General features: G+C 58.8%; 20 protein-coding genes. 11 read left to right on the top strand and 9 right to left on the bottom strand.

The genetic code is table 11. From position 1 onward, the window contains the following. The first annotated feature begins 29 nt into the window (after positions 1-29). The 5 genes from AC2FJV_RS18390 (at position 30) to AC2FJV_RS18370 (ending at position 5,703) form a co-directional block, all read left to right on the top strand. Positions 30-1,313, top strand: coding sequence for an ABC transporter substrate-binding protein (locus AC2FJV_RS18390; RefSeq protein WP_142637531.1), 1,284 nt, complete (start codon positions 30-32; stop codon positions 1,311-1,313). Between the two features lie 107 nt (positions 1,314-1,420). Next, a complete protein-coding gene (locus AC2FJV_RS18385; RefSeq protein WP_271950688.1) occupies positions 1,421-2,254 on the top strand; it encodes an ABC transporter ATP-binding protein in 834 nt (277 codons plus the stop codon). Positions 2,255-2,273: 19 nt separating this feature from the next. Further along, entirely contained in the window at positions 2,274-3,494 is a 1,221-nt protein-coding gene (locus AC2FJV_RS18380; protein ID WP_281996108.1) for a phenylacetate--CoA ligase family protein, read from the top strand. A gap of 119 nt (positions 3,495-3,613) precedes the next feature. Beyond that, a complete protein-coding gene (locus AC2FJV_RS18375) occupies positions 3,614-5,281 on the top strand; it encodes an ABC transporter permease (RefSeq protein ID WP_281996107.1) in 1,668 nt (555 codons plus the stop codon). 71 nt (positions 5,282-5,352) lie between these two features. Continuing rightward, on the top strand, positions 5,353-5,703 hold the full coding sequence (locus AC2FJV_RS18370; protein ID WP_271950694.1) for a DUF2794 domain-containing protein: 351 nt from the start codon (positions 5,353-5,355) through the stop codon (positions 5,701-5,703). Here AC2FJV_RS18370 and AC2FJV_RS18365 read toward each other — a convergent pair. The 3 genes from AC2FJV_RS18365 to AC2FJV_RS18355 all read right to left on the bottom strand — a co-directional run bounded on the left by AC2FJV_RS18365 (position 5,700) and on the right by AC2FJV_RS18355 (position 8,269). Further along, entirely contained in the window at positions 5,700-6,437 is a 738-nt protein-coding gene (locus AC2FJV_RS18365; RefSeq protein ID WP_281996106.1) for a C40 family peptidase, read from the bottom strand. The two genes, AC2FJV_RS18370 and AC2FJV_RS18365, sit on opposite strands and share 4 nt — an antisense overlap. Beyond that, a complete protein-coding gene (locus AC2FJV_RS18360; protein ID WP_496714281.1) occupies positions 6,434-7,816 on the bottom strand; it encodes a leucyl aminopeptidase family protein in 1,383 nt (460 codons plus the stop codon). Before AC2FJV_RS18360 ends, AC2FJV_RS18365 begins: the two co-directional genes overlap by 4 nt. A gap of 63 nt (positions 7,817-7,879) precedes the next feature. Next, positions 7,880-8,269 (bottom strand): hypothetical protein, encoded by a 390-nt coding sequence (locus AC2FJV_RS18355; RefSeq protein WP_496707765.1) that lies wholly within the window; start codon positions 8,267-8,269, stop codon positions 7,880-7,882. 144 nt (positions 8,270-8,413) lie between these two features. On the opposite strand from AC2FJV_RS18355, the gene AC2FJV_RS18350 reads away from it, so the two are divergent. Together AC2FJV_RS18350 and AC2FJV_RS18345 are read left to right on the top strand one after the other, a co-directional pair. Further along, positions 8,414-9,064: a carbonic anhydrase gene (locus AC2FJV_RS18350; protein ID WP_142637545.1), complete on the top strand. Its 651-nt coding sequence runs from the start codon at positions 8,414-8,416 to the stop codon at positions 9,062-9,064. A 104-nt stretch (positions 9,065-9,168) separates the two neighbouring features. Continuing rightward, a complete protein-coding gene (locus AC2FJV_RS18345; RefSeq protein ID WP_281973868.1) occupies positions 9,169-9,705 on the top strand; it encodes an SRPBCC family protein in 537 nt (178 codons plus the stop codon). A gap of 169 nt (positions 9,706-9,874) precedes the next feature. Here AC2FJV_RS18345 and AC2FJV_RS18340 read toward each other — a convergent pair whose 3' ends face one another. Together AC2FJV_RS18340 and AC2FJV_RS18335 are read right to left on the bottom strand one after the other, a co-directional pair. Next, the gene (locus AC2FJV_RS18340; protein ID WP_496714279.1) at positions 9,875-10,777 is read right to left on the bottom strand and encodes a 2OG-Fe(II) oxygenase family protein; all 903 of its coding nucleotides are present in this window, start codon (positions 10,775-10,777) and stop codon (positions 9,875-9,877) included. Positions 10,778-10,907: 130 nt separating this feature from the next. Then, positions 10,908-11,816, bottom strand: coding sequence for a LysR family transcriptional regulator (locus AC2FJV_RS18335; RefSeq protein WP_271951652.1), 909 nt, complete (start codon positions 11,814-11,816; stop codon positions 10,908-10,910). A 96-nt stretch (positions 11,817-11,912) separates the two neighbouring features. Here AC2FJV_RS18335 and AC2FJV_RS18330 point away from each other — a divergent pair, with 96 nt between their 5' ends. The 3 genes from AC2FJV_RS18330 to AC2FJV_RS18320 all read left to right on the top strand — a co-directional run bounded on the left by AC2FJV_RS18330 (position 11,913) and on the right by AC2FJV_RS18320 (position 14,476). After that, entirely contained in the window at positions 11,913-12,695 is a 783-nt protein-coding gene (locus tag AC2FJV_RS18330) for a CmcJ/NvfI family oxidoreductase (RefSeq protein ID WP_496714277.1), read from the top strand. A 47-nt stretch (positions 12,696-12,742) separates the two neighbouring features. Next, a complete protein-coding gene (locus AC2FJV_RS18325; protein WP_496714275.1) occupies positions 12,743-13,531 on the top strand; it encodes an SDR family NAD(P)-dependent oxidoreductase in 789 nt (262 codons plus the stop codon). A 99-nt stretch (positions 13,532-13,630) separates the two neighbouring features. Continuing rightward, positions 13,631-14,476, top strand: a complete 846-nt coding sequence (locus AC2FJV_RS18320; RefSeq protein WP_142640334.1) for an enoyl-CoA hydratase/isomerase family protein — start codon at positions 13,631-13,633, stop codon at positions 14,474-14,476. Between the two features lie 139 nt (positions 14,477-14,615). On the opposite strand, the gene AC2FJV_RS18315 is transcribed toward AC2FJV_RS18320, so the two are convergent. The 3 genes from AC2FJV_RS18315 to AC2FJV_RS18305 form a co-directional block, all read right to left on the bottom strand. After that, complete coding sequence (locus AC2FJV_RS18315) at positions 14,616-15,638, bottom strand: aspartate-semialdehyde dehydrogenase (protein WP_142637551.1); 1,023 nt, start codon at positions 15,636-15,638, stop codon at positions 14,616-14,618. Between the two features lie 111 nt (positions 15,639-15,749). Next, complete coding sequence (locus AC2FJV_RS18310; protein WP_496714273.1) at positions 15,750-16,784, bottom strand: glycosyltransferase family 4 protein; 1,035 nt, start codon at positions 16,782-16,784, stop codon at positions 15,750-15,752. Positions 16,785-16,807: 23 nt separating this feature from the next. Beyond that, a complete protein-coding gene (locus AC2FJV_RS18305) occupies positions 16,808-17,980 on the bottom strand; it encodes an MFS transporter (protein WP_496714271.1) in 1,173 nt (390 codons plus the stop codon). 141 nt (positions 17,981-18,121) lie between these two features. On the opposite strand from AC2FJV_RS18305, the gene AC2FJV_RS18300 reads away from it, so the two are divergent. Beyond that, entirely contained in the window at positions 18,122-19,264 is a 1,143-nt protein-coding gene (locus tag AC2FJV_RS18300) for a DUF3095 domain-containing protein (protein WP_496714270.1), read from the top strand. Here AC2FJV_RS18300 and AC2FJV_RS18295 read toward each other — a convergent pair. Continuing rightward, entirely contained in the window at positions 19,261-20,028 is a 768-nt protein-coding gene (locus AC2FJV_RS18295; RefSeq protein ID WP_496714268.1) for an HpcH/HpaI aldolase family protein, read from the bottom strand. The two genes, AC2FJV_RS18300 and AC2FJV_RS18295, sit on opposite strands and share 4 nt — an antisense overlap. Between the last annotated feature and the right edge of the window lie 9 nt (positions 20,029-20,037).

Genomic DNA, 20,037 nt, shown 5'->3' with positions numbered 1-20,037 from the left:
ATCGGACCAATCAAGGGAGGAGACACCCGATGAAGACGAAACTGGCAACCCTGGCGCTGGGCGCCATGATGGCCGCAGGTCCGGCCATGGCCGACCTTGTGTTCCCGTCGCTCAGCTATCGGACGGGACCATATGCGGCAGGCGGTATCCCGTTTGCTGACGGCTATGCCGATTATTTCACACTGCTCAACGAGCGTGATGGCGGCATCGGAGGTGTTTCAGCCAATGTGATCGAATGCGAAACCGGCTATAACACCGAAAAAGGCGTGGAATGCTATGAATCCACAAAGGGCGAAGGCGCCTTGGTATATCAGCCATTGTCGACCGGCATTACATACCAGCTGATCCCAAAAGTGACCGCAGATGGCATTCCGCTGCACACGATGGGCTATGGCCGGACCTCTGCTGCGAACGGCAAGGTATTCAGCCACGTGTTCAACTATCCGGCCAACTACTGGAACGGAGCGTCGGGCGCGATCAACTATCTGCTGAGCGAAAACGATGGTGACCTGAACGGTAAGAAAATCGCACTGGTCTATCACAACTCGGCCTATGGCAAGGAACCGATCCGCACGCTGGAGACCCTGGCTGAAAAGCACGGGTACGACCTGACGCTGCTGCCTGTTGACCACCCCGGTCAGGAACAGAAATCGCAGTGGCTGCAAATTCGCCGCGAAAAGCCTGATTATGTAATCATGTGGGGCTGGGGCGTGATGAACCAGGTCGCGGTGCAGGAAGCTGCGAACATCCGCTTCCCGATGGAAAACTTCATCGGTGTCTGGTGGTCTGGCGCTGAATTTGACGTGCAGCCCGCGGGCGACAAGGCAAACGGCTATAAGGCACTGACCTTTACCGGGCTGGGCATGGACTATCCGGTCTATGAAGATCTGCAGAAATACGTGGTGGATGCAGGCAAAGCGGCGGGTGCGGGCGATCAGCTTGGCTCGGTTCAGTATAACCGCGGTCTCTATGCCGCCATGCTGGCCGCTGAAGCTGTGAAGACTGCACAGGGAATCCACAATACCGCTGATATCGATGCATCCATGATGCGCGATGGTATGGAGGCGCTGGAAATGACCAACGCCAAGATGGAAGCGCTGGGCATGACCGGTTTCGGGCCTGAATTCTCGGTCTCGTGCGAAAATCACGGCGGACCCGGCCTTGTCGGCGTTGTGCAGTGGGATGCTGCGGCCGGAACCTGGAACCCGGTTCAGGACTTCCAGCCGACCGATGCAGATGTGATCAACACGTTGATCGAAGAAGATTCCGCAGCCTATGCAGCGGAAAACAACATCACACCCGGGTGTGAATAATGGCTGGCCCCGGTCTTGATCCGGGGCCGCGAAACTGACCAGAGCGGCGGGTAGCCGCCGCTCTATCCCAACGGTCCCTCGCGGGACAGTCATGAGGACACGCGCTGATGCTGGATGCGGCACAAACCACTGACGTGCAGGCGGAAACCCTGCTTGAGGTCAACAATATCGAGGTGATCTACAATCATGTGATCCTTGTGCTGAAAGGCGTCAGCCTAACGGTGCCCAAAGGGGGCATTACGGCCCTGCTGGGCGGCAATGGGGCAGGCAAGACCACCACACTCAAGGCTGTGTCGAACCTGCTGCATTCGGAACGGGGCGAAGTCACCAAGGGATCAATCAAGTATCGCGGGACCAGCGTGCATGAAAGCGATCCTGCAGATCTGGTGGAAAAAGGCGTCATCCAGGTGATGGAGGGCCGCCATTGTTTCGAACATTTGACGGTCGAGGAAAACCTGCTGACCGGCGCCTATACCCGCAAAGATGGTAAGGCCGCGATCCAACAGGATCTGGACCTTGTTTACACCTATTTCCCACGTCTGAAGGAACGCCGCCGCAGCCAGGCGGGTTACACGTCGGGCGGAGAGCAACAGATGGTTGCGATGGGTCGGGCGCTGATGTCGCGGCCCGAGACGATCCTGCTGGATGAGCCGTCCATGGGGCTGGCCCCGCAGCTTGTCGAAGAGATTTTCGGCATCGTCCAAGATCTGAACGAAAAAGAGGGCGTCTCGTTTCTGCTGGCCGAGCAGAACACCAATGTGGCGCTCAGGTTCGCACATTACGGCTATATTCTTGAATCCGGCCGCGTGGTGATGGATGGCCCAGCTGCCGAGCTGCGCGAAAACCCCGATGTTAAGGAATTCTATCTGGGCATGTCGGATGACGGCCGCAAAAGCTTCCGCGATGTGCGCTCATACCGCCGCCGCAAGAGGTGGCTGTAGGCGGATGGAGGATTTGGCGATGACGAAATTCTACGATGCGCTAGAAACCCGCTCGGCCGACCAGCGCGCTTCTGAACAGGCTGAGGCGTTGCAGGTACAGATCAGGCGCGCGAACTCGGCTCCGGGGTTTGCAGCGCATATGGCGGATGTTGATACGGCAGCTGTAAAGTCGCTGGACGACCTTGTGAAGCTGCCAGTTCTGCGCAAGTCCGATATGGCTAAGGCGCAGGCGTCGCGCCCGCCCTTTGGCGGGTTTACCGTCAAACCGGCCCGGCATTTCCATCATGTTTTCCAGTCGCCCGGCCCGATCTATGAGCCCGGCAGCACCGATCACGACTGGTGGCGGATGGGGCGGTTCCTGCACGCAGCAGGTGTCGGGCCCGGAGACATCGTTCAGAATTGCTTTGGCTATCACCTGACCCCGGCGGGCATGATCTTCGAAAGCGGCGCGCGGGCGGTGGGTGCTGCGGTGCTGCCTGCCGGCACCGGCCAAACCGAACTGCAGGTAACAGCCGCGCGCGATGTCGGCTGCACCGCTTATGCGGGCACACCGGATTACCTCAAGGTCATTTTGGACAAGGCCGATGAGATGGGCGTGGCACTGGATTTCGTGACTGCCGTTGTTGGCGGCGGTGCTTTGTTCCCGTCTTTGCGTCAGGAATACGCCAATCGCGGTATCGCCTGTCTGCAATGCTATGCCACCGCCGATCTGGGCAGCATCGCTTATGAAAGCCCGGCGATGGACGGGATGATCATTGATGAGCATGTCATCGTCGAGATCGTCACCCCCGGAACCGGAAACCCGGTGGCGCCGGGTGAAGTGGGTGAGGTTGTCGTGACCTCACTGAACCCCGATTATCCGCTGATCCGGTTTGCCACCGGTGATCTGTCGGCGGTTCAACCTGGTCAGTCACCTTGCGGTCGTACCAACATGCGCATCAAGGGCTGGATGGGACGCGCGGATCAGACAACCAAGATCAAGGGTATGTTCGTGCGCCCTGAACAGGTCGCGGCGCTGGTCGACAAGCATGATGAAATCGTCAAGGCGCGCGTCATTGCCGCCCGCCAGGGTGAGATGGACACGATGACGGTTCAGATCGAAAGTGCCGGCGGAAATGACTTGGTTTATGCGAAATCCGTCGTCGAGGTGCTGAAGCTGAAAGGCGCGATCGAAGTCGTGGCGCCGGGATCGCTGCCGAAAGATGGTTTGGTGATCGAGGATCAGCGCGTCTACGAATGAAGGCTGTGCAACTCTGCGGCAGTATGTGTCGCAGATTTGTTTCGCTGCCCACTGGTGTTTCCGAGCGTTTTGGTCGATTAAAGACGGACTCTGCGCCTTAGCCAGTTAAAGCCGGGATCATGGCCGATATCGAAATCTCTGAGCACGGACGGCGCAACCGCGGCGCTGTAGGTACACGCCTCGTCGGCGTAGTGGCCTGCCTTGTGGCGGCAGCCTGTCTGTTGCCGATGCTTGCGGTTGTTCTGGCCGCTACGACGGGCGGCACGGATACGGTTTCGCATCTCCTGGAAACTGTTCTGCCCGGCTATGCTATGACGACGCTGATACTGGTCGTGCTGGTGGCCACGGGCACGTTTTCCATCGGCGTGGGCGCAGCTTGGCTCGTGACGATGACGCGGTTCCCTGGCGTGCGCATTCTGGAAATAGCGTTGGTGCTGCCGCTGGCCTTTCCGGCCTATGTGCTGGCCTATGCCTATACATTCATTCTTGATCACCCGGGCATTGTCCAGACCACCCTGCGTCAGGTAACGGGCTGGGGCCCGCGCGACTATTGGTTCCCCGAGATTCGGTCGACCGAGGGTGCGGCGGTGATGTTGATCTTGGTCTTGTATCCTTACGTCTACCTGTTGGCCCGGGCCGCTTTTCTGCAGCAGAGTGCAACGGCCTTTCTGGCAGCGCGCGCGTTGGGCAAAAGTCCGTGGCTGGCCTTTTGGCACGTGTCGCTGCCAATGGCGCGTCCCGCGATTGCGGGTGGCGTGCTGCTTGCCATCATGGAAACCATCGCCGATTTCGGCACCGTGGCCTATTTCGGGGTGCAGACATTTGCCACGGGTATCTATACCAGTTGGTTTTCGATCGGTGATCGGGTGGGTGCGGCGCAGCTGGCGCTCTGCCTTCTGGGCTTTGCGCTGGTCATGGCCGTGGCAGAACGGATGCAGCGCGGGAAGGCCAAATACTATCAGGCAGGCAAAAGCCACGCCTCGCTACCATCCGCCCGGCTGAAGGGCTGGCAAGCGGGCGCGGCTTTTGCCCTGTGTGCCATACCGGTGCTGTTCGGATTTCTGTTGCCGGTGTTCATTCTGGTTCAGATGGGGATGGAGTCCGAACAGAACCTTCTGTCACGGCGCTATCTCGGGTTCATTCAGAATTCGCTGACGCTGGCCGGTGTGGCGGCGTTTGTTACGGTCTTTGCGGCCATCAGCGTTGGGTTCTTCCAGCGATTGCGGCCGGGGAGGGTGTCCTCTGGTGCCGGGTACATGGCGCGGCTGGGCTATGCGGTTCCAGGCGGTGTGATCGCCGTCGGGCTGATGGTGCCTTTTGCCAGTTTCGATAACGCACTGGATGCATGGATGCGGCAGAATTTCGACCTGTCGACCGGGTTGCTTGTTACCGGTTCGATCTGGCTGTTGGTAGCCGCTTATATGGTGCGGTTTCTGGCCGCCGCGCTCAGCGCATATGAGGGAGGGCAGAGCACGGTGCATGCCAATATGGATGCGGCCTCGCGGTCTTTGGGGCAGACGCCGCTAGGGACGTTGCGCCGGGTGCATTTGCCGATTCTGACACCCTCCTTGCTGACAGCTTTGTTGATCGTCTTTGTGGACGTGATGAAAGAGCTTCCCGCGACCCTGATCATGCGGCCTTTCAATTTCGATACGCTGGCGGTGCAGGCCTATAGGCTGGCATCAGACGAGCGGTTAGAGGGCGCTGCTGTGCCCTCGCTGGTCATATTGGCAGTGGGGTTGCTGCCGGTGATCCTGATCTGTCGGCAAGTCGGGCGACAGCGTTAGACTTGACCAAAAAACCACACCTATTTGCGGATGGGCTTGATTCGAACGCGTTTTCCGGCAAGGCTTGAACCATGAACATGCAGCCTCCCAGCCGGTATTCTGCAAACTCGACCCAGATGCCCGTCGCGTTCGATCGGCACGAGATGTCCCAAATCCTTTCTGTCTATGGCCGGATGGTCGCCGCCGGAGAATGGCGCGACTACGGGATTTCGAACCTGTGTGATATGGCGGTGTTTTCCATTTTCAGGCGCACAGCAGAACATCCGATCTATCGGGTTGAAAAGGACCCGCGTCTGCGGGCACGACAAGGGATGTATTCGGTGGTCGGTATGGATGGTCGCATCCTGAAACGCGGTCATGATCTGCGCACGGTTCTGCGAGTATTGGAACGCAAGCTGATACGGTCGGTCGACTTGGATTAGAGCCTTTTATGGGCGGTCACGGGCCCATCGCCCTGTTCCAGAATGCGCGTGATTGCAACATCCATCGGCTCAAAGGTCACGTCCATGTGGAACGCATTTGCGTGCAGCAGCATATTGTCGCCGTAGACCCAGGCCACATGCCCTTTCCAGAACAACAGATCACCGCGCTGAGCGGGTGTGCCAGGGGTCAGCGCCTGACCCAGATCACGCTCCTGGTCGCCACTATCACCGGGGCAGGGCAGCCCACAAGCCAGCATTCCGGCCTGAACCAGACCTGAACAATCAAGTCCGAACCGGCTGTTGCCGCCCCAAAGATAGGGCGTTCCCAGAAACAGCTCGGCCACGGCGACCGGATCGGTCAGGGTTACGTTGATCTGTTTGGCGTGTATGGCCGGGATAAAGCCTAGTTCCGTCTCAAGAAATCCATTCTGTTCGGACAGGGCCTGAACCTTGCTGCCAAAGCTTAACGAGGTTCGGTCCCGGGATTTCATCGCGGGCTGCTCATAAGCATGGGTTGAGGGCGCGGTGATCCAATGGGTGGCAGGCAATTCGGGAGCCAGACAGTCTGACCGGACCCAGCCCGCATAGCCGTCCTTGTCCGAGGTGATCCGGCTCCAGCCCTTGTTCTCTTCATGCGTGCAAACACCATCCCCATACAAAAGCTGGCGATCTCGCGGCCCGTCCGGGGCGCGCAACAGGTCGATGACCGGTTGTATGATGCGGTGCCGGGTCATATGCCCAAAATCTCAGGCAGGGCCGTCAGAAGGGCGCGGGGCCCCTGACCGAACCCGCCCTTGCTGCGTCCGGGTTCCTTGCTGCGCTGCCACGAGAAGATGTCGAAATGCATATAGGGGCTGTCACCGACAAATCTGCGCAGGAACAGCGCGGCGGTGATCGAACCGGCAAAACCACCCGCCGGTGCGTTATCCAGGTCCGCAATACCGGGTTCAATCAGGCCCTCATAGGGGTCGTGGAAAGGCATGCGCCAGACCGGATCGGCCGCTTTGCCCGCTGCGCGGGTCAAGGCGTTCGCCGCAGTATCGCTGTCGGTATAGAACGGCGCCAGATCGCTGCCCACCGCCACACGTGCCGCCCCGGTCAGTGTCGCCATCGAGATTACCAGATCCGGTTCGCCCTCATCCGCCAGCGCCAATGCATCGGCCAGAACCAAGCGCCCTTCGGCATCGGTATTATTGATCTCAACCGTCAGCCCCTTGCGCGAGGTCAGGATGTCGCCGGGCCGGAAGGCGTTGCCCGCAACGGAATTCTCTACTGCCGGGATCAGCACGCGCAGCTGCACGGGCAGCTCTAGGGCCATGATCATCCGGGCTAGCCCCAATACATTTGCGGCCCCGCCCATATCTTTCTTCATCAGCCCCATCGAGGCGCCGGGTTTCAGGTTTAGCCCTCCAGTGTCAAAGCAGACGCCCTTACCGACAAGGGTCAGCTTTGGGCCTGTCACGCCCCAGTTCATCTCAATCAGACGGGGCGCTTGTGCGGCGGCGCGGCCAACCGTGTGGATCATGGGGAAGTTCTGCTCTAGCAGGGCGTCGCCCAGAACAACCTCGAAAGAGGCGCCGAATTCCTGTGCCAGGGCTTCGGCTGCGCTATGAAGCTGTTCCGGCCCCATATCAGAGGCCGGTGTATTGACCAGATCGCGGGTCAAGGCCTCGGCCCCGGCCAGAATTTCAAGCCGGGCTGCGTCGATACCATCGGGTGCAACCAATCGGGCCTTGGCCGGGGATTGGCTGGCATAGCGGTCAAAGGCATAGCCGGTCAGCAACCACCCCAGGCATTCGGTTTCGAGATCCGCTTGGTCAATGCCCGATGCGATGTGATATGTGCCTTTGGGCAGGGCTTCGGCGGCGGCGGCCAGCGGAAACCGCTTGCGGGCCCGACCTGTGGCTGTGCCATACCCCGCCAAAGCAGACTGTACCGCACCGTCAGCGCCGGGAATCAGTAAGACCTGACCCAGTGCACCAGTAAATCCACTGATCTTGGCCCAGGTCGTCACGGCTTCGGGCTGACCCGCCAGCCAGTCGTCCAGATCCGGCTGGGCAATGACTTGAAGGGGGACAGATGCGTCCGACGATGGAGCGAAAGACAGGGTCATGGAAATCTCGACTGTTGTGGCTTATGCCCAACCTAGCCGTCCATGGACCGTCCGCAAGCCCTGTCAGACCGAAAGATCTTGCTGATCCCAGATCACAGTCAGCGATTTCTCACCCACCCTGATCAGCCGCGACAGCGTGGCCCCGGCGGCGACCGAGTCGCCCGCGTCCACATTCTGCGCCACATCATTCGCCACACGGGCCAGCGCCATCATTCCGATCTGTTCGGCAATGGCCACAATGGATCGCGCACATTTGCGCAGCCCGGCCCAGTCACGCTGTCTCCAGAACCGCTCGCAATTCGACAGGCGCACCGCCAATTCCTCGACCGTGCGACACAGCACGTCCAACGCGTTTTTCTCACCCAGTTGTCGATACAGCCCATTCAGACGATCCGAATCCAGCCGCACTGTTTCTTTGTGTTCAAGCGTGACGATCTTTTCCACCACATTCACCCCAATTCTATACGCCCCCACGGCATAGCCCGAATGTGGTGCGCAATTCCTTTGCAAAACCTTGCCATGGGGCAGGATAATGGCTCGAATTTTCTTCGAATTCAGGTTACAGCAGTCCACCGAGACACGAACAGGGACACAAGAATGGAATTCGCCAAACCTTTGCCAAACTATCTGGTCAATCGGTATCATGGCTGGAAAGCCACCACATATTCGGAAAACCAGGTCTGGTATCGCCGTCTGGCCACCGAAGGGCAGCGTCCGCGGGCCATGGTGATTTCCTGTTGCGACAGCCGGGTTCATGTCACCTCGATTTTTGGGGCGGATCAAGGTGAGTTCTTTATTCACCGCAATATTGCAAACCTGGTTCCGCCTTATGCGCCCGACGGTGATCATCACGGTACCAGTGCTGCCATCGAATACGCGGTGACTGCGCTGAAAGTGGCGCATCTGATCGTGCTGGGCCATTCCCAATGCGGTGGTGTGCAGGGCTGTATCGACATGTGCAAGGGCCAGGCACCACTGCTGGAAGCCAAAGAAAGCTTTGTTGGTCGCTGGATGGATATCCTCAAACCAAAATATGATCTGGTTGCCGATATCGAAGACAGCACCGACCAAGCGCGCCAGTTCGAACGGCAGGCGGTTGTTGCTTCGCTCGAAAACCTGATGACCTTCCCCTTCATCTCCGCGGCGGTAGAGAGCGGCTCGCTCAGCCTGCACGGTTTGTGGACAGATATCGGTGAAGGTGGCCTTCAGTGTTATGATCCCGGCGAAAAGAAATTCGTGGTCGTCTGACCCGGCGGATTTTCGACAATTTCAGGCAGCGCGGATCAGACTACTGATTCCGCGCTGTTTTTTTGATAAGTTTGGGATGTCATTTTAGGGATTCGGAGCATTCCATGCGATTGATCAAACGTGTTCTTGTCACCTTGCTAGTCTTGATTCTGGTTCTGGTAGGGGTGTCCTTTATATTGCCAGGCAAAGCAGATGTTTCGCGTAGCATCACGATTGATGCCTCGCCCGAGGTCATCTTTCCTTATGTCAACTCCATGCAGGAGACCGAGAAATGGTCGCCATGGTTATCTCGTGATCCCGAGACGAAGCTGACCTATGGCGGGCCTGATTCCGGGGTCGGGAATGTGCTGAACTGGTCGTCGGATCACCCGCAGGTCGGCACCGGTTCGCAAGAGATCACCGAAAGCGTTGAAAACCAGATGGTCAGAACCGCCTTGGATTTTGGTCCAATGGGCACTGCCATTGCCATGTTTGAACTGCAGCCGGAGGGCAGCGGCACCAAAGTGACCTGGGGGTTTGAATCCGAATTGGGTATGAATCCCATGTCCCGCTGGATGGGGCTGATGATGGATAAATGGGTTGGCGGAGATTACCAGCGCGGGTTGGATAATCTGAAAACGCTGGTCGAGGGGCAGGGGTGATTTAGAGGACCCCGAGGTGTATTCGGATGGCGGCTTTGAGCCCAAAACAACGAATGCTGCAACCTGCACCAATGGCTGCTTCGAGATTATCTGAAAAAGCGGCCAACGAGCCTCCGCTATGTTGGCTGGGCGACGTCTATCACCCAACCAACCTGTCGAGGTCCGCGGATCAGAAGGGCGCAAACCCGTCCGATGGATCGGTCGGGACCGTCCAGCGCGCGCGCGGATCGATTGTGGGCGCGAACGCACCAGGATGCGGGATCTGGCCGTTTTGACCGTAGAGCCACAGCACGAAATTGGAGCGTTGACCTTCGGTGATCGGTTCAGACGCATGGGGGACGCTGCCGTGGTGGATCAAGGCCGTGCCGGGCTCAAAGTGCAGTTTTTCGACCCGTCGCGACGCGGGATCAATGAAGCTGACAGCAGAGCCAGAAAAGGCCTCGTCCGGTAGATTTAGATTGATATTCAGCGTGACCGATGATGCGTCTGAGTGAGGCCGGAGCGACGTGTCCTTATCTGCTTGCCACTGGATGGAAAACCCGAAGGTCTGCGTGTCGTATCCTATCACATCCGGGAACAAGAGCCGTGAGATGGGCCGCATATAGGTGTTCATGAGGTCGCGGTAGAACGTCTGGAAGGCTGAGGCCCCAAGATGCCCTTCCGAGCGCGGGTCAAGCATTGCACCGCCCCGGTTGAGGGAAATGCCATAGGGTGGGCGCAGCGGAATGCCTGCATCGGCGACGCTGTCCAGATAGCTGCGCAAAACGAACAGCCGTTCGGGGTCAAAGAACTGGGTTTTGTAGACACCGGGGAAGACCTCTTCCCATAGTTTTTTCACTTCGCCTTCGGTTGCCGGGTCTTTCCAGGCCCCCTCGACCGCTGCGCGGAGACGGTCGTCATGAACAGATGCATCCAAGGCGGTTTGATTGGCCTGCTCCCATTCCTTCCATGCGTGTTTGAACAGCTCCTGGTTGTCATTCCAGAATTGCGCGACTTGCGGGGCGCGTTGCAGCATTGCTTCGCGTGTGGGGCGTTCCACGGCGCGTGCGCGCTCTAATGCAGATTGTGTCATGTCCTGTCTCAACTTTCTGATGGTCAAGCCTGTTGCTTCCGAGACATCAGATATTACGCTTAGATTGCGTATGAATGGACATATTTTTGATAACAGAATTCGTTTTTTCTACATAATAGAGGTGTGGCGCCTAGGACCCGGCCCAAGCCGCTGACCGTCCGATCTGTTGGATCAGATAGTCCATGAAGACGCGGACCTTTGCGGAGACTACGTTGCTTTTGGGGTAGATCAGCCAAAGCGCCGGATTGTCCGCCAGTGTGTACCCGGGCAGCACCTGCACAAGGGACCCATCATTCAGCTCGCTGTGGACCGCCCAGAGGGAGTTAATCGAAATGCCGGCACCCTTGAGCGTGACACGCACTTGTGTCAGCCCGTCGTTCACGATCAGCCTGTGGGAGGCTTTGTGGAGGTCGAATGTTGCTTTGGCTCCGTCATCTGACACCAAGGCGCGCGGCTCCAGATCCTTGAAGGCGACCAGACGATGCGCCGCGAGGTCATCCGGTGTGCCGGGCACCCCATGTGTTTCCAGATAGTCTGGTGCTGCACAAAGAATACGTGTGTCGTTTGCCAGTTTGCGCGCCGTCAGACTGCTGTCCTCCAGAATAGAATTGCGGAGGGCCAGATCATAGCTGCCCTCAATCAGGTTGAACTGGGTATCTGATAAATGCAAATCGAGCGTCAGGTCTGGATAGGCATCCATAAAAGCGGGCAACAGGGGCGCGATATAGAGCTGGGCAAAGGTGCTTGGAGCGGCAAAGCGCAATGTCCCGCTCACCTCGGCCTTGCCTTTGCCGAATGCGGCGAGGGCCGCTTCTTCCTGTTCGATCATCTCTCGGGCGTACGGCAAGAAGTCCTGCCCCTCTAGGGACACCGAGACTTTCCGCGTGGATCGATGCAACAATTCGGCGCCCAGCAGTTTTTCAAGCTTTGCGAGCCGCGCGCTGGCCACCGCCGGTGCCATCCCTAGCGTTCGGCCCGCCGCGCTGATGTTCAGCGTTTCAGTAGCAAGGACGAAGAGGCGGAGGCTTTGCGTATCCATATTGTATATTTTTCCAGAAAACTGAATTCGATTATCTACCGTTTATATATCTGCGCAGCGGTATAGGTCAAAGCTCAAGACAGAGCGGAGAGCGGAATGACTCAGACAGCGACAGTGAATTATCACGTCCACAAACCGGAGCGTCAGGCGTTCGAGCTTGATGCCGGTGGCATCGTTGGCAATCTGATCGCGCCAGAACTCGCCCCAACCGAAGTGAAAGTGCGCGACGCGCGCAGGTCAGCCACAGACCCATCATTCGAGGATGACGCTGTCGCGTTTTCTTTCGCCCCCACAGCGGTCTCGTTCGCGCAAGACGATGATGCCTGGCAAGCGGAGTACGACGCAGAGCTGACGTCGCTTCTGACGACCAAGCTGGACGCGCAGGAGGTGATCATCTTTGATCACACGATCCGGGTGGATGACCCTGACGCCGCGCGCAAGCCCGCACGAAACGTCCACAGCGACTACAGCCCTGACGGCGCAGAACAGCGACTGATCGACATTCTTGGTGCTGATACAGCGGCAAAATGGAGCGCGGGGCACTACGCCTTCATTAACATCTGGCGACCGATCGAGGCGGCGATCAACTCAGCCCCGCTCGGGTTTATCCTGCCGTCGAGCGTCGCCCCGGAAGACTGGATCCTGCTTGATCTGATCTATCCCGACCGCAAAGGACAGATCATGGGGTTGGCGGCAAACCCGAATCATCAGTGGATCTACATGTCGAAGATGACCCCGGATGAGGTCGCCTACTTCAACATCTTCGACAATCAGGGACGGCCCTCCATCGGGCACTCCGCGTTGGACATGGTCGAAGACCCAAACGTCATGACCATCCGCAAAAGCATTGAGAGCCGCACCCTAGTGCGTTTTGCCTGATCCCATCATCGGACCCACGAAACACGAGCAAACGGAGAGAGACAATCATGACCAAGACAATTCTTGTCACCGGATCAACAGACGGCATCGGTCTTTTGACGGCGCAGACCCTCGCAAAAGAGGGGCACAAAATTCTGCTTCATGGACGCGGTGCAGCCAAACTGGAAGCCGCCGTCAACGAGGTCGGCGGCGACGTCGAAACCTATGCCGCTGACCTGTCGCGTATGGCCGATATCCAAACCTTCGCGGCAGAGGTGCGCGAGAAACACGACCGCCTTGATGTGCTGATCAATAACGCGGGCGTGCTGAAAGTCGCGGACACCCAGACCGAGGCCGGCCATGATGTGCGGTTCATGGTCAACACCTTGGCGCCCTATGCGCTGACCCGCGCGCTTCTGCCGATCATTCCGAAAGACGGGCGGATCGTGAATCTATCCTCTGCCGCGCAAGCGCCGATTGATTTGGCTGCCATGCGCGGGGAAAAACAGCTTGGCCACAATGACGCCTACGCGCAAAGCAAGCTCGGCATCACGATCTGGACCCGCGAATTGGCGAAGGAGTTGACCGACGGACCCGTCGTCGTCGCCGTCAATCCCGGATCGTTGTTGGCTTCGAAGATGGTCAAAGAAGGCTACGGCATCGCGGGCAACGATCTGTCCATCGGCGCGAACATCCTGCGTGAAGCGGCGCTCGGGTCGTCGTTCGCGGATGTTTCGGGCAAGTATTTTGACAATGACAGCGGCCAGTTCGCGCAGCCACATGCGGCTGCACTGGACGCAACTCATTCGGCGCAGGTGATGCAAGGCATCGAAGATGCTTTGAAATCTCTCAGCTGATCCCACTGACGCCCGTCTGACGTCGGGCGTCTTTTACACCACCTGAAGCTGCAACCCTCCGGCGACATGCGTTGTCCGGACCCAAGAAAGGACTGACTGATGAAATACGAGAATTTTCAAACCTTTGACGTGAAGGTCCAAGACGCCATCGCAACGGTGGCATTCGATTTTGGAACAGTGAATGTGCAAGGCCAGGAAATGCTGGCCGACCTCAACAGCCTTGCCATGCGGCTGGAGCGGGACCGCGATACCAAGGTGGTCATCTTCCAATCCGCGAACCCCGAGGTTTGGGTCTGCCACTACGACACCGAGCTGCTCAAGGACATGTCGACCGAAGCTGTCTCCCGCGATGAAGCCCAGCTGCTCGATTTGCAAGCGGTCTGCGAACGCATCAGCAAGGTGCCTCAGGCCACGATCGCGAAGCTGGAAGGCTTCGCACGCGGTGGTGGCCACGAGTTGGCCCTGGCGCTGGACATGCGCTTTGCGGCGCGTGGCAAATTCAAGTTCATGCAGATGGAAGTCGGCATGGGTATCCTGCCCTGCGGCGGCGGTGCGTCCCGCATGGCCCGTCAGACCGGTCTGGGCCGCGCGCTGGAAATCATCCTGAGTGCCCGAGACTTTGACGCCGATGAAGCCGAGGCAATGGGCACGATCAATAAAGCGTTGGATGCCGATGAGATCGACGACTACGTAAACACCTTGGCGCAGCGGATTTCCAAGTTCCCGGCAGAGTCCATCAATGCCTGCAAGCAGATGGTCTACGAGTCGATCGACAAGCCTATCGATGAGGCCCTGAAGGCCGAGGCCTATTGGCTCTACCAGGCAACGAGCAAAACATCAGCCGTTAAACGCTTCACGATCGCAGACGAGCAGGGCCTAGAGCACGACATGGAAAACCAGCGGAACTGGGAAAACCTGGTCATGGATGTTCAGGATATCAACTGAGATTGATTGGATTAAGCGGACATTCGGCCTTGTGCGTCGGATGTCCGTTTTGTCCGCCTAGCCGACGTTCAATAAAGAAACCCCCCGCTGACCATGCAGCGGGGTTTACTTAATCAATGCTAAGGGTTGTGCGTATCGCTCACCCCTTCTTCAGGACCTCACGGCCCAGCAATTCGGCGATTTGTACCGCGTTCAGCGCTGCGCCCTTGCGCAGGTTGTCACTGACGCACCACAGGTTCAGGCCGTTCTCGATGGTTGAATCCTGACGGATGCGGCTGATGAAGGTGGCGAAATCACCTGCGCATTCGATCGGCGAGACGTAGCCGCCCGGTTCGCGCTTATCGATCACCATGATACCTGGTGCTTCGCGCAGGATGTCACGGGCTTCGTCTTCGTCCAAGAATTCCTCGAACTCGATATTCACGGCCTCTGAATGGCCGACAAAGACCGGAACGCGGACGCAAGTGGCTGTAACCTTGATCGAGGGATCGACGATCTTCTTGGTTTCGACAACCATCTTCCACTCTTCTTTAGTCGAGCCGTCTTCCATGAAGACGTCGATCTGCGGAATGACGTTGAAGGCGATCTGCTTCTGGAACTTGTTCGGCGGAACTTCGGTGGTGGGGTTGTAGATGGCTTTGGTCTGATCCCACAGCTCATCCATCCCTTCTTTGCCCGCGCCGGAAACCGACTGATAGGTCGACACGACGACGCGCTTGATCTTGGCGCGGTCATGCAGCGGTTTCAGCGCGACAACCATCTGCGCGGTCGAGCAGTTGGGGTTGGCGATGATGTTCTTGTTCTTATAGTCGTGGATCGCCTCGGGGTTACATTCCGGCACGATCAGCGGAATTGCAGGGTCATAGCGATACAGGGACGAGTTGTCGATCACCACGCAGCCAGCCGCCGCCGCCTTGGGGGCGTAGACCTTGGTCGCCTCGGATCCCACGGCAAACAGCGCCATGTCCCAGCCGGTGAAATCAAACGTGTCCAGGTCTTTGGTCGTGAGTGTCTTGTCGCCAAAGCTTACTTCGGTTCCCAGCGACCGACGGCTTGCCAGCACGGCAAGTTCATCGATGGGGAACTGGCGTTCTGCCAGAATGTTCAGCATTTCGCGGCCCACATTACCTGTGGCGCCGACGACTACGACGCGATAGCCCATTTCATGTCTCCAAAGTTAAGGACGCGCGTTCATAGCCGCGTTGCAGCAAAGAAAAAAGAGGTTTCACGGGATATTTCCCCCAATGACACCGATTTGACGCGGTGCATCGCCTCAGGCGTCGGTTAGAAGCCGTTCATAGAGCGCCACCAAGGTCTTTGCCTCGCCGTAGATGTCGAAATTCTGTTCCACATGGACGCGGGCGGCGCTGCCGGATAGCGCCAGCGACTCGGAGTTCGACAGCATTTCAGCGGCGGCATCAGCCAAGGCGGGAATGTTCCCCGGTTCGACCACTTGGCCCAGTGAGGGGTCGGTCACGATCTCTGCAAAGGCACCGACATCGGTTGCCACCACAGGCACGCCGCAGGCCATCGCCTCGAGCGGGGTCAGACCAAAGCCTTCCCAGCGTTGCGGCGCGATGAACAAGTCCAGCACCTGGTACCACTCGGCGATCTGATCCACCGTGACCTCGGGTTTGAATAGGATGCGGTCAGACAGGCCCGCCTTGGCGACCTTGTCTTTCAGCTCGGCCAGAAAGCCGGTGTGTTTTTCGGTCGCGCGGCCCATGACGATGCCATGGACGTCTTCGAAACGGCCACAAAGGTCGATCATCGCATCGACGAAAGCATCGGTGCCTTTCTGGTGCCGGATACGGCCATAGCACCCAAGCAGCAGACCACTGGGCAGGCCAAGTTTGCCCCGCAGGGCGGCTTTGTCCGCGGGCGGGGTGAAATTCTGCAGGTTGATGCCATGCATGATGACCTGCGCGTCCCGCTCAAGATATCCGGCGGTTTTGCGCGAGGTGGCAACCACCGCGTCCATCTGGTCGATCAGCCATTTGGTATAGCCCGTATGCGACCGCTGCGAGGCGCTGGTGAATAGCAGTCTCAGGCGCAGACGAAAGACATTGCGCAGGAACAGGCCCAACAGCATCTCGGTATTGCGGCGCGCATGCCAGACGCGCGTGGTCTTGCGCGACAGAAAGGGCAGGCGGCCCAGCGGGATATGGGGCAGGTCGGCTGGAAGGCCCGGTCCGGTGGCGGCGATGTCGATCCATTGCACCTGCAAAGGCACCAGCCGCGCAATCGTCGCGGTCACGCCGGACAGCCTGCGTTTGAGGTTGGGTGCGATGACAACAGGGTCGGACATGGGCTCTCCCGATGGTTCCAGCGTCAGTCAACGCTGTCGCGGCTGAATAGGTAAATCACGCATCCAATGGCAAGCGTGACTGCAAAAAAGCCGAATATCGCTGTGTAGGGCGCGGTTGGACTGATGTCCACTGTCGCGGCATGGACGCGGCCGGTGACAAATTGCGCCAGTCCCACTCCGCCGATGCCGAACAGATTCAACAGGGTCATGCCACGCCCGACCAGATGCGGCGGCACGAAGGCGCGGCCATGGGCCATGATGACCGGAAAGCTGGCGCCCATGAAACCGATCACCGCCATCAGACTTACTGACACCCAGACTGCCATGTCGATCCACAGGCACAACAGCCCCAGCGCCGCCGCGCCCAAGGCATTGCCGCCAAAGATCACCCATTTCCGTGTGCCCAAAAGCCGGTCCAGTGGCCCATAGGCAAAGGTGCCGGCAATCATAGCCGCCCCCATGACCAGCGTCGCGGTTCCGATCTGCGTGGTGCTGAGGGCAAAAACGTCGTTCAGATATGGACCCGCCCACAGGCCTCGTGTCGCAGCCGCCGGGGCGTAGGCCACCAGCATCAGCGGCAGGATGGCCCACAGGGCAGGTTCTTTCAGCAGGTCCAGCACTGATCCGCGATGCTCGGTCTCAACCGGTTTCGGGTCGTGTACGCTGATCCAGATGCCCGCTGCGATAATGGCCGAAACGACGGCCAGTGTAGCCATTGTGGCGCGCCAGCCCATCAGTTCGACCGCAAGTGCTGTGGGGTAGGAGGCCACAAGATTGCCGACCGACCCAACGCCCAGCATGATGGCTGCTAGCGTGGCAAAGCGGGCGGGCGGGTATTCGCGGGCAAAGATGTAATAGGAAGCCATCAGAACGGGCGAGCACCCGACTCCGATCAGCCCCATCGCGATTGCGATATGAAACGGGGTGCTGGCCACTGCAAACAACGCAGCGCCGCCGGCGCCGCCTGCCAGCAACAAAACCGCTGCCGTCAAACGCGGCCCGATCCGGTCCAGCGCCCAACCCACTGGCAGTTGCATGGCGGCAAAGACCAGAAACCAAAGCCCCGAAGCAAAGGCCAGATCTTCGGGCCTTGCCCCGATGTCACGCCCCAGATCGACGCTGAGCACGGCAAGAAAGGCACGAAAAAATTGGCTGAGCACATAGCCCAGACACAGAACCACCAGTCCGGTTTTCATGAGACGCCTCTTTCGCCCAACCCGCCAGCAAATGCTTGGCATGTCCCCGTGATATGTACAAGCGCGTGTGCTATGATGTTTTCAGCGGACATCGAACAAATTTGGGCTATCTGAAGGTCTATTCATATTGTCGAGGAACCAATGAAAGACGCACAGGCCGCATTTTATGACAGCCTTCCGCTGTTGCGGGACTTTAACAATCTGACCGATCCTGAACGCTTTACCGCGGTGCCGACGGAATGGGTTCTTGGTGTTGCGGATGTGGTGGATTCCACCGGTCAGATTGGGCGGGGCCGATATAAGGCCGTGAACATGGTGGGGGCCGCGGTGATCTCGGCCATGATCAATGCGCTGCGCGGGCAAGAATTTCCCTATGTCTTTGGGGGTGATGGTGCCGGGTTCGCCGTACCGGCAAGCGCGGCAGAGGCAGCACGTAGCGTTCTGGCCGATTTGCGGCGCTGGGCAGAAGAAGAGTTCTCGATCGCGTTGCGTGGGGCCGTCGTGCCCGTCGCCGAAATCCGGCAGGCGGGCAAGGATCTTCGGGTTGCGCGTTACGCGCCATCCGAGGGGGTGGATTATGCAATGTTCTCGGGCGGTGGTCTGGCCTGGGCCGAGGCCGAGATGAAAGCAGGCCGGTTTGAGGTTCCGTACGCAGCCCCTGGTGCGCTGCCGGATTTGACCGGGCTGTCCTGCCGCTGGTCCAACAGCAAGGCGCAGAATGGTCAGATTGTCTCGGTGGTGGTTCAGCCAACTGCCCGCGCTACCGAGACCGATTTCGCCGACCTGTCAAGGGCTGTTCTAGTGGCCGCTGAAGGATTGGACCGGTCCGGCCACCCGATGCCGGAAAGCGGCCCTCCGATCCGCTGGCCTCCGCCTGGTTTGGCGCTGGACGCCCATGTTTCCCGTGCGGGTCGCAATCTGTTGGTACAGAAACTCAAGCTGTTGGCGCAGAATTTGATGATCGCACTGCTGTTCAAATCTGGAAAGCGATTGGGTAATTTCGAGCCTGGTCACTACAAGCGCACGGTCAGTCGCAATGCGGATTTCCGCAAATTCGATGACGGTCTTAAAATGACGCTGGATTGTGACCCGGCAACCTTGAAGCAAATTCAGACCGTTCTTGAACAGGCTCGGAAACAGGGCAGCATCCACTATGGCTTGCATGCACAGGACGAGGCGATGATGACCTGCTTTGTCCCCTCGGCCACCCGTGACGATCACGTACATTTCGTCGATGGTGCCTCGGGCGGGTATGCTCAGGCGGCCTCGGCGATGCGGGCTTAGGCCTTCCACCTTGCGGCCAGGGCACGCGCCGCCTGTGTCAGCAGCATCACGTCGATCCCCACCGCCTGGAACTGGGCGCCCATGTCCTTATAGGCCTGCGATGCCTCATCCGTGACACCAAGAATGCCCGGGGCTTTGCCTGCTGCAACGATGCGCTTCATCGCGTCGGCGATCACCGCCTGGACCTCGGGCGCGGCGCTGTTTCCCTGAAAACCCATGTCAGTGGACAGGTCAGACGGACCGATAAACACGCCATCCACGCCTTTTACCTGTGCAATGGCATCCAATGCGGCGATACCGGCGCGGTTTTCCACCTGTAACAGCAGACATATCTGATCGTCTGCGGTCTGAATGTAGTCCTGAACCGTTCCGTATTGCGTTGCGCGTGAGGCCATCGCGCCGACGCCCCGCACACCTTGGGGCGGATAGCGGCAGGCACGTACCAGATCGCGCGCCTGTTCAGCACTTTCCACCATCGGTACCAGGATTGTCTGAGCACCTGCGTCCAGCACCATCTTGATCAATGCGGTGTCGCCCACCGGGATTCGCACGACGGGATGTGTCGGACTGGCGGCCAGCGCGATCAGCTGATCCCGGATGGACCGGATATCATTCGGCGCGTGCTCACCGTCGATCACCAGCCAGTCGAATCCGGCAGTGCCCATGATCTCGGCTGTTACCGCCTCAGCAAAGCTGGACCAACAACCAATCAGATGGTCGCCGTTTTTCAGGGCTTGTTTGAACGTGTTGACGGGTGCGGACATGTGGAACCT

The organism is Ruegeria sp. CDSA241, assembly GCF_059611265.1.
Note: the sequence above shows the minus strand (reverse complement) of the source record. Positions and strands in the feature narration are given on the sequence as shown.

Excerpts from the sequence above, each read along its gene's own strand:
- AC2FJV_RS18390 (WP_142637531.1), top strand. The coding sequence starts at position 30 with ATGAAGACGAAACTGGCAACCCTGGCGCTGGGCGCCATGATGGCCGCA.
- AC2FJV_RS18385 (WP_271950688.1), top strand. The coding sequence starts at position 1,421 with ATGCTGGATGCGGCACAAACCACTGACGTGCAGGCGGAAACCCTGCTT.
- AC2FJV_RS18380 (WP_281996108.1), top strand. The coding sequence starts at position 2,274 with ATGACGAAATTCTACGATGCGCTAGAAACCCGCTCGGCCGACCAGCGC.
- AC2FJV_RS18375 (WP_281996107.1), top strand. The coding sequence starts at position 3,614 with ATGGCCGATATCGAAATCTCTGAGCACGGACGGCGCAACCGCGGCGCT.
- AC2FJV_RS18370 (WP_271950694.1), top strand. The coding sequence starts at position 5,353 with ATGAACATGCAGCCTCCCAGCCGGTATTCTGCAAACTCGACCCAGATG.
- AC2FJV_RS18365 (WP_281996106.1), bottom strand. The coding sequence starts at position 6,437 with ATGACCCGGCACCGCATCATACAACCGGTCATCGACCTGTTGCGCGCC.
- AC2FJV_RS18360 (WP_496714281.1), bottom strand. The coding sequence starts at position 7,816 with ATGACCCTGTCTTTCGCTCCATCGTCGGACGCATCTGTCCCCCTTCAA.
- AC2FJV_RS18350 (WP_142637545.1), top strand. The coding sequence starts at position 8,414 with ATGGAATTCGCCAAACCTTTGCCAAACTATCTGGTCAATCGGTATCAT.
- AC2FJV_RS18345 (WP_281973868.1), top strand. The coding sequence starts at position 9,169 with ATGCGATTGATCAAACGTGTTCTTGTCACCTTGCTAGTCTTGATTCTG.
- AC2FJV_RS18340 (WP_496714279.1), bottom strand. The coding sequence starts at position 10,777 with ATGACACAATCTGCATTAGAGCGCGCACGCGCCGTGGAACGCCCCACA.
- AC2FJV_RS18335 (WP_271951652.1), bottom strand. The coding sequence starts at position 11,816 with ATGGATACGCAAAGCCTCCGCCTCTTCGTCCTTGCTACTGAAACGCTG.
- AC2FJV_RS18330 (WP_496714277.1), top strand. The coding sequence starts at position 11,913 with ATGACTCAGACAGCGACAGTGAATTATCACGTCCACAAACCGGAGCGT.
- AC2FJV_RS18325 (WP_496714275.1), top strand. The coding sequence starts at position 12,743 with ATGACCAAGACAATTCTTGTCACCGGATCAACAGACGGCATCGGTCTT.
- AC2FJV_RS18320 (WP_142640334.1), top strand. The coding sequence starts at position 13,631 with ATGAAATACGAGAATTTTCAAACCTTTGACGTGAAGGTCCAAGACGCC.
- AC2FJV_RS18315 (WP_142637551.1), bottom strand. The coding sequence starts at position 15,638 with ATGGGCTATCGCGTCGTAGTCGTCGGCGCCACAGGTAATGTGGGCCGC.
- AC2FJV_RS18310 (WP_496714273.1), bottom strand. The coding sequence starts at position 16,784 with ATGTCCGACCCTGTTGTCATCGCACCCAACCTCAAACGCAGGCTGTCC.
- AC2FJV_RS18305 (WP_496714271.1), bottom strand. The coding sequence starts at position 17,980 with ATGAAAACCGGACTGGTGGTTCTGTGTCTGGGCTATGTGCTCAGCCAA.
- AC2FJV_RS18300 (WP_496714270.1), top strand. The coding sequence starts at position 18,122 with ATGAAAGACGCACAGGCCGCATTTTATGACAGCCTTCCGCTGTTGCGG.
- AC2FJV_RS18295 (WP_496714268.1), bottom strand. The coding sequence starts at position 20,028 with ATGTCCGCACCCGTCAACACGTTCAAACAAGCCCTGAAAAACGGCGAC.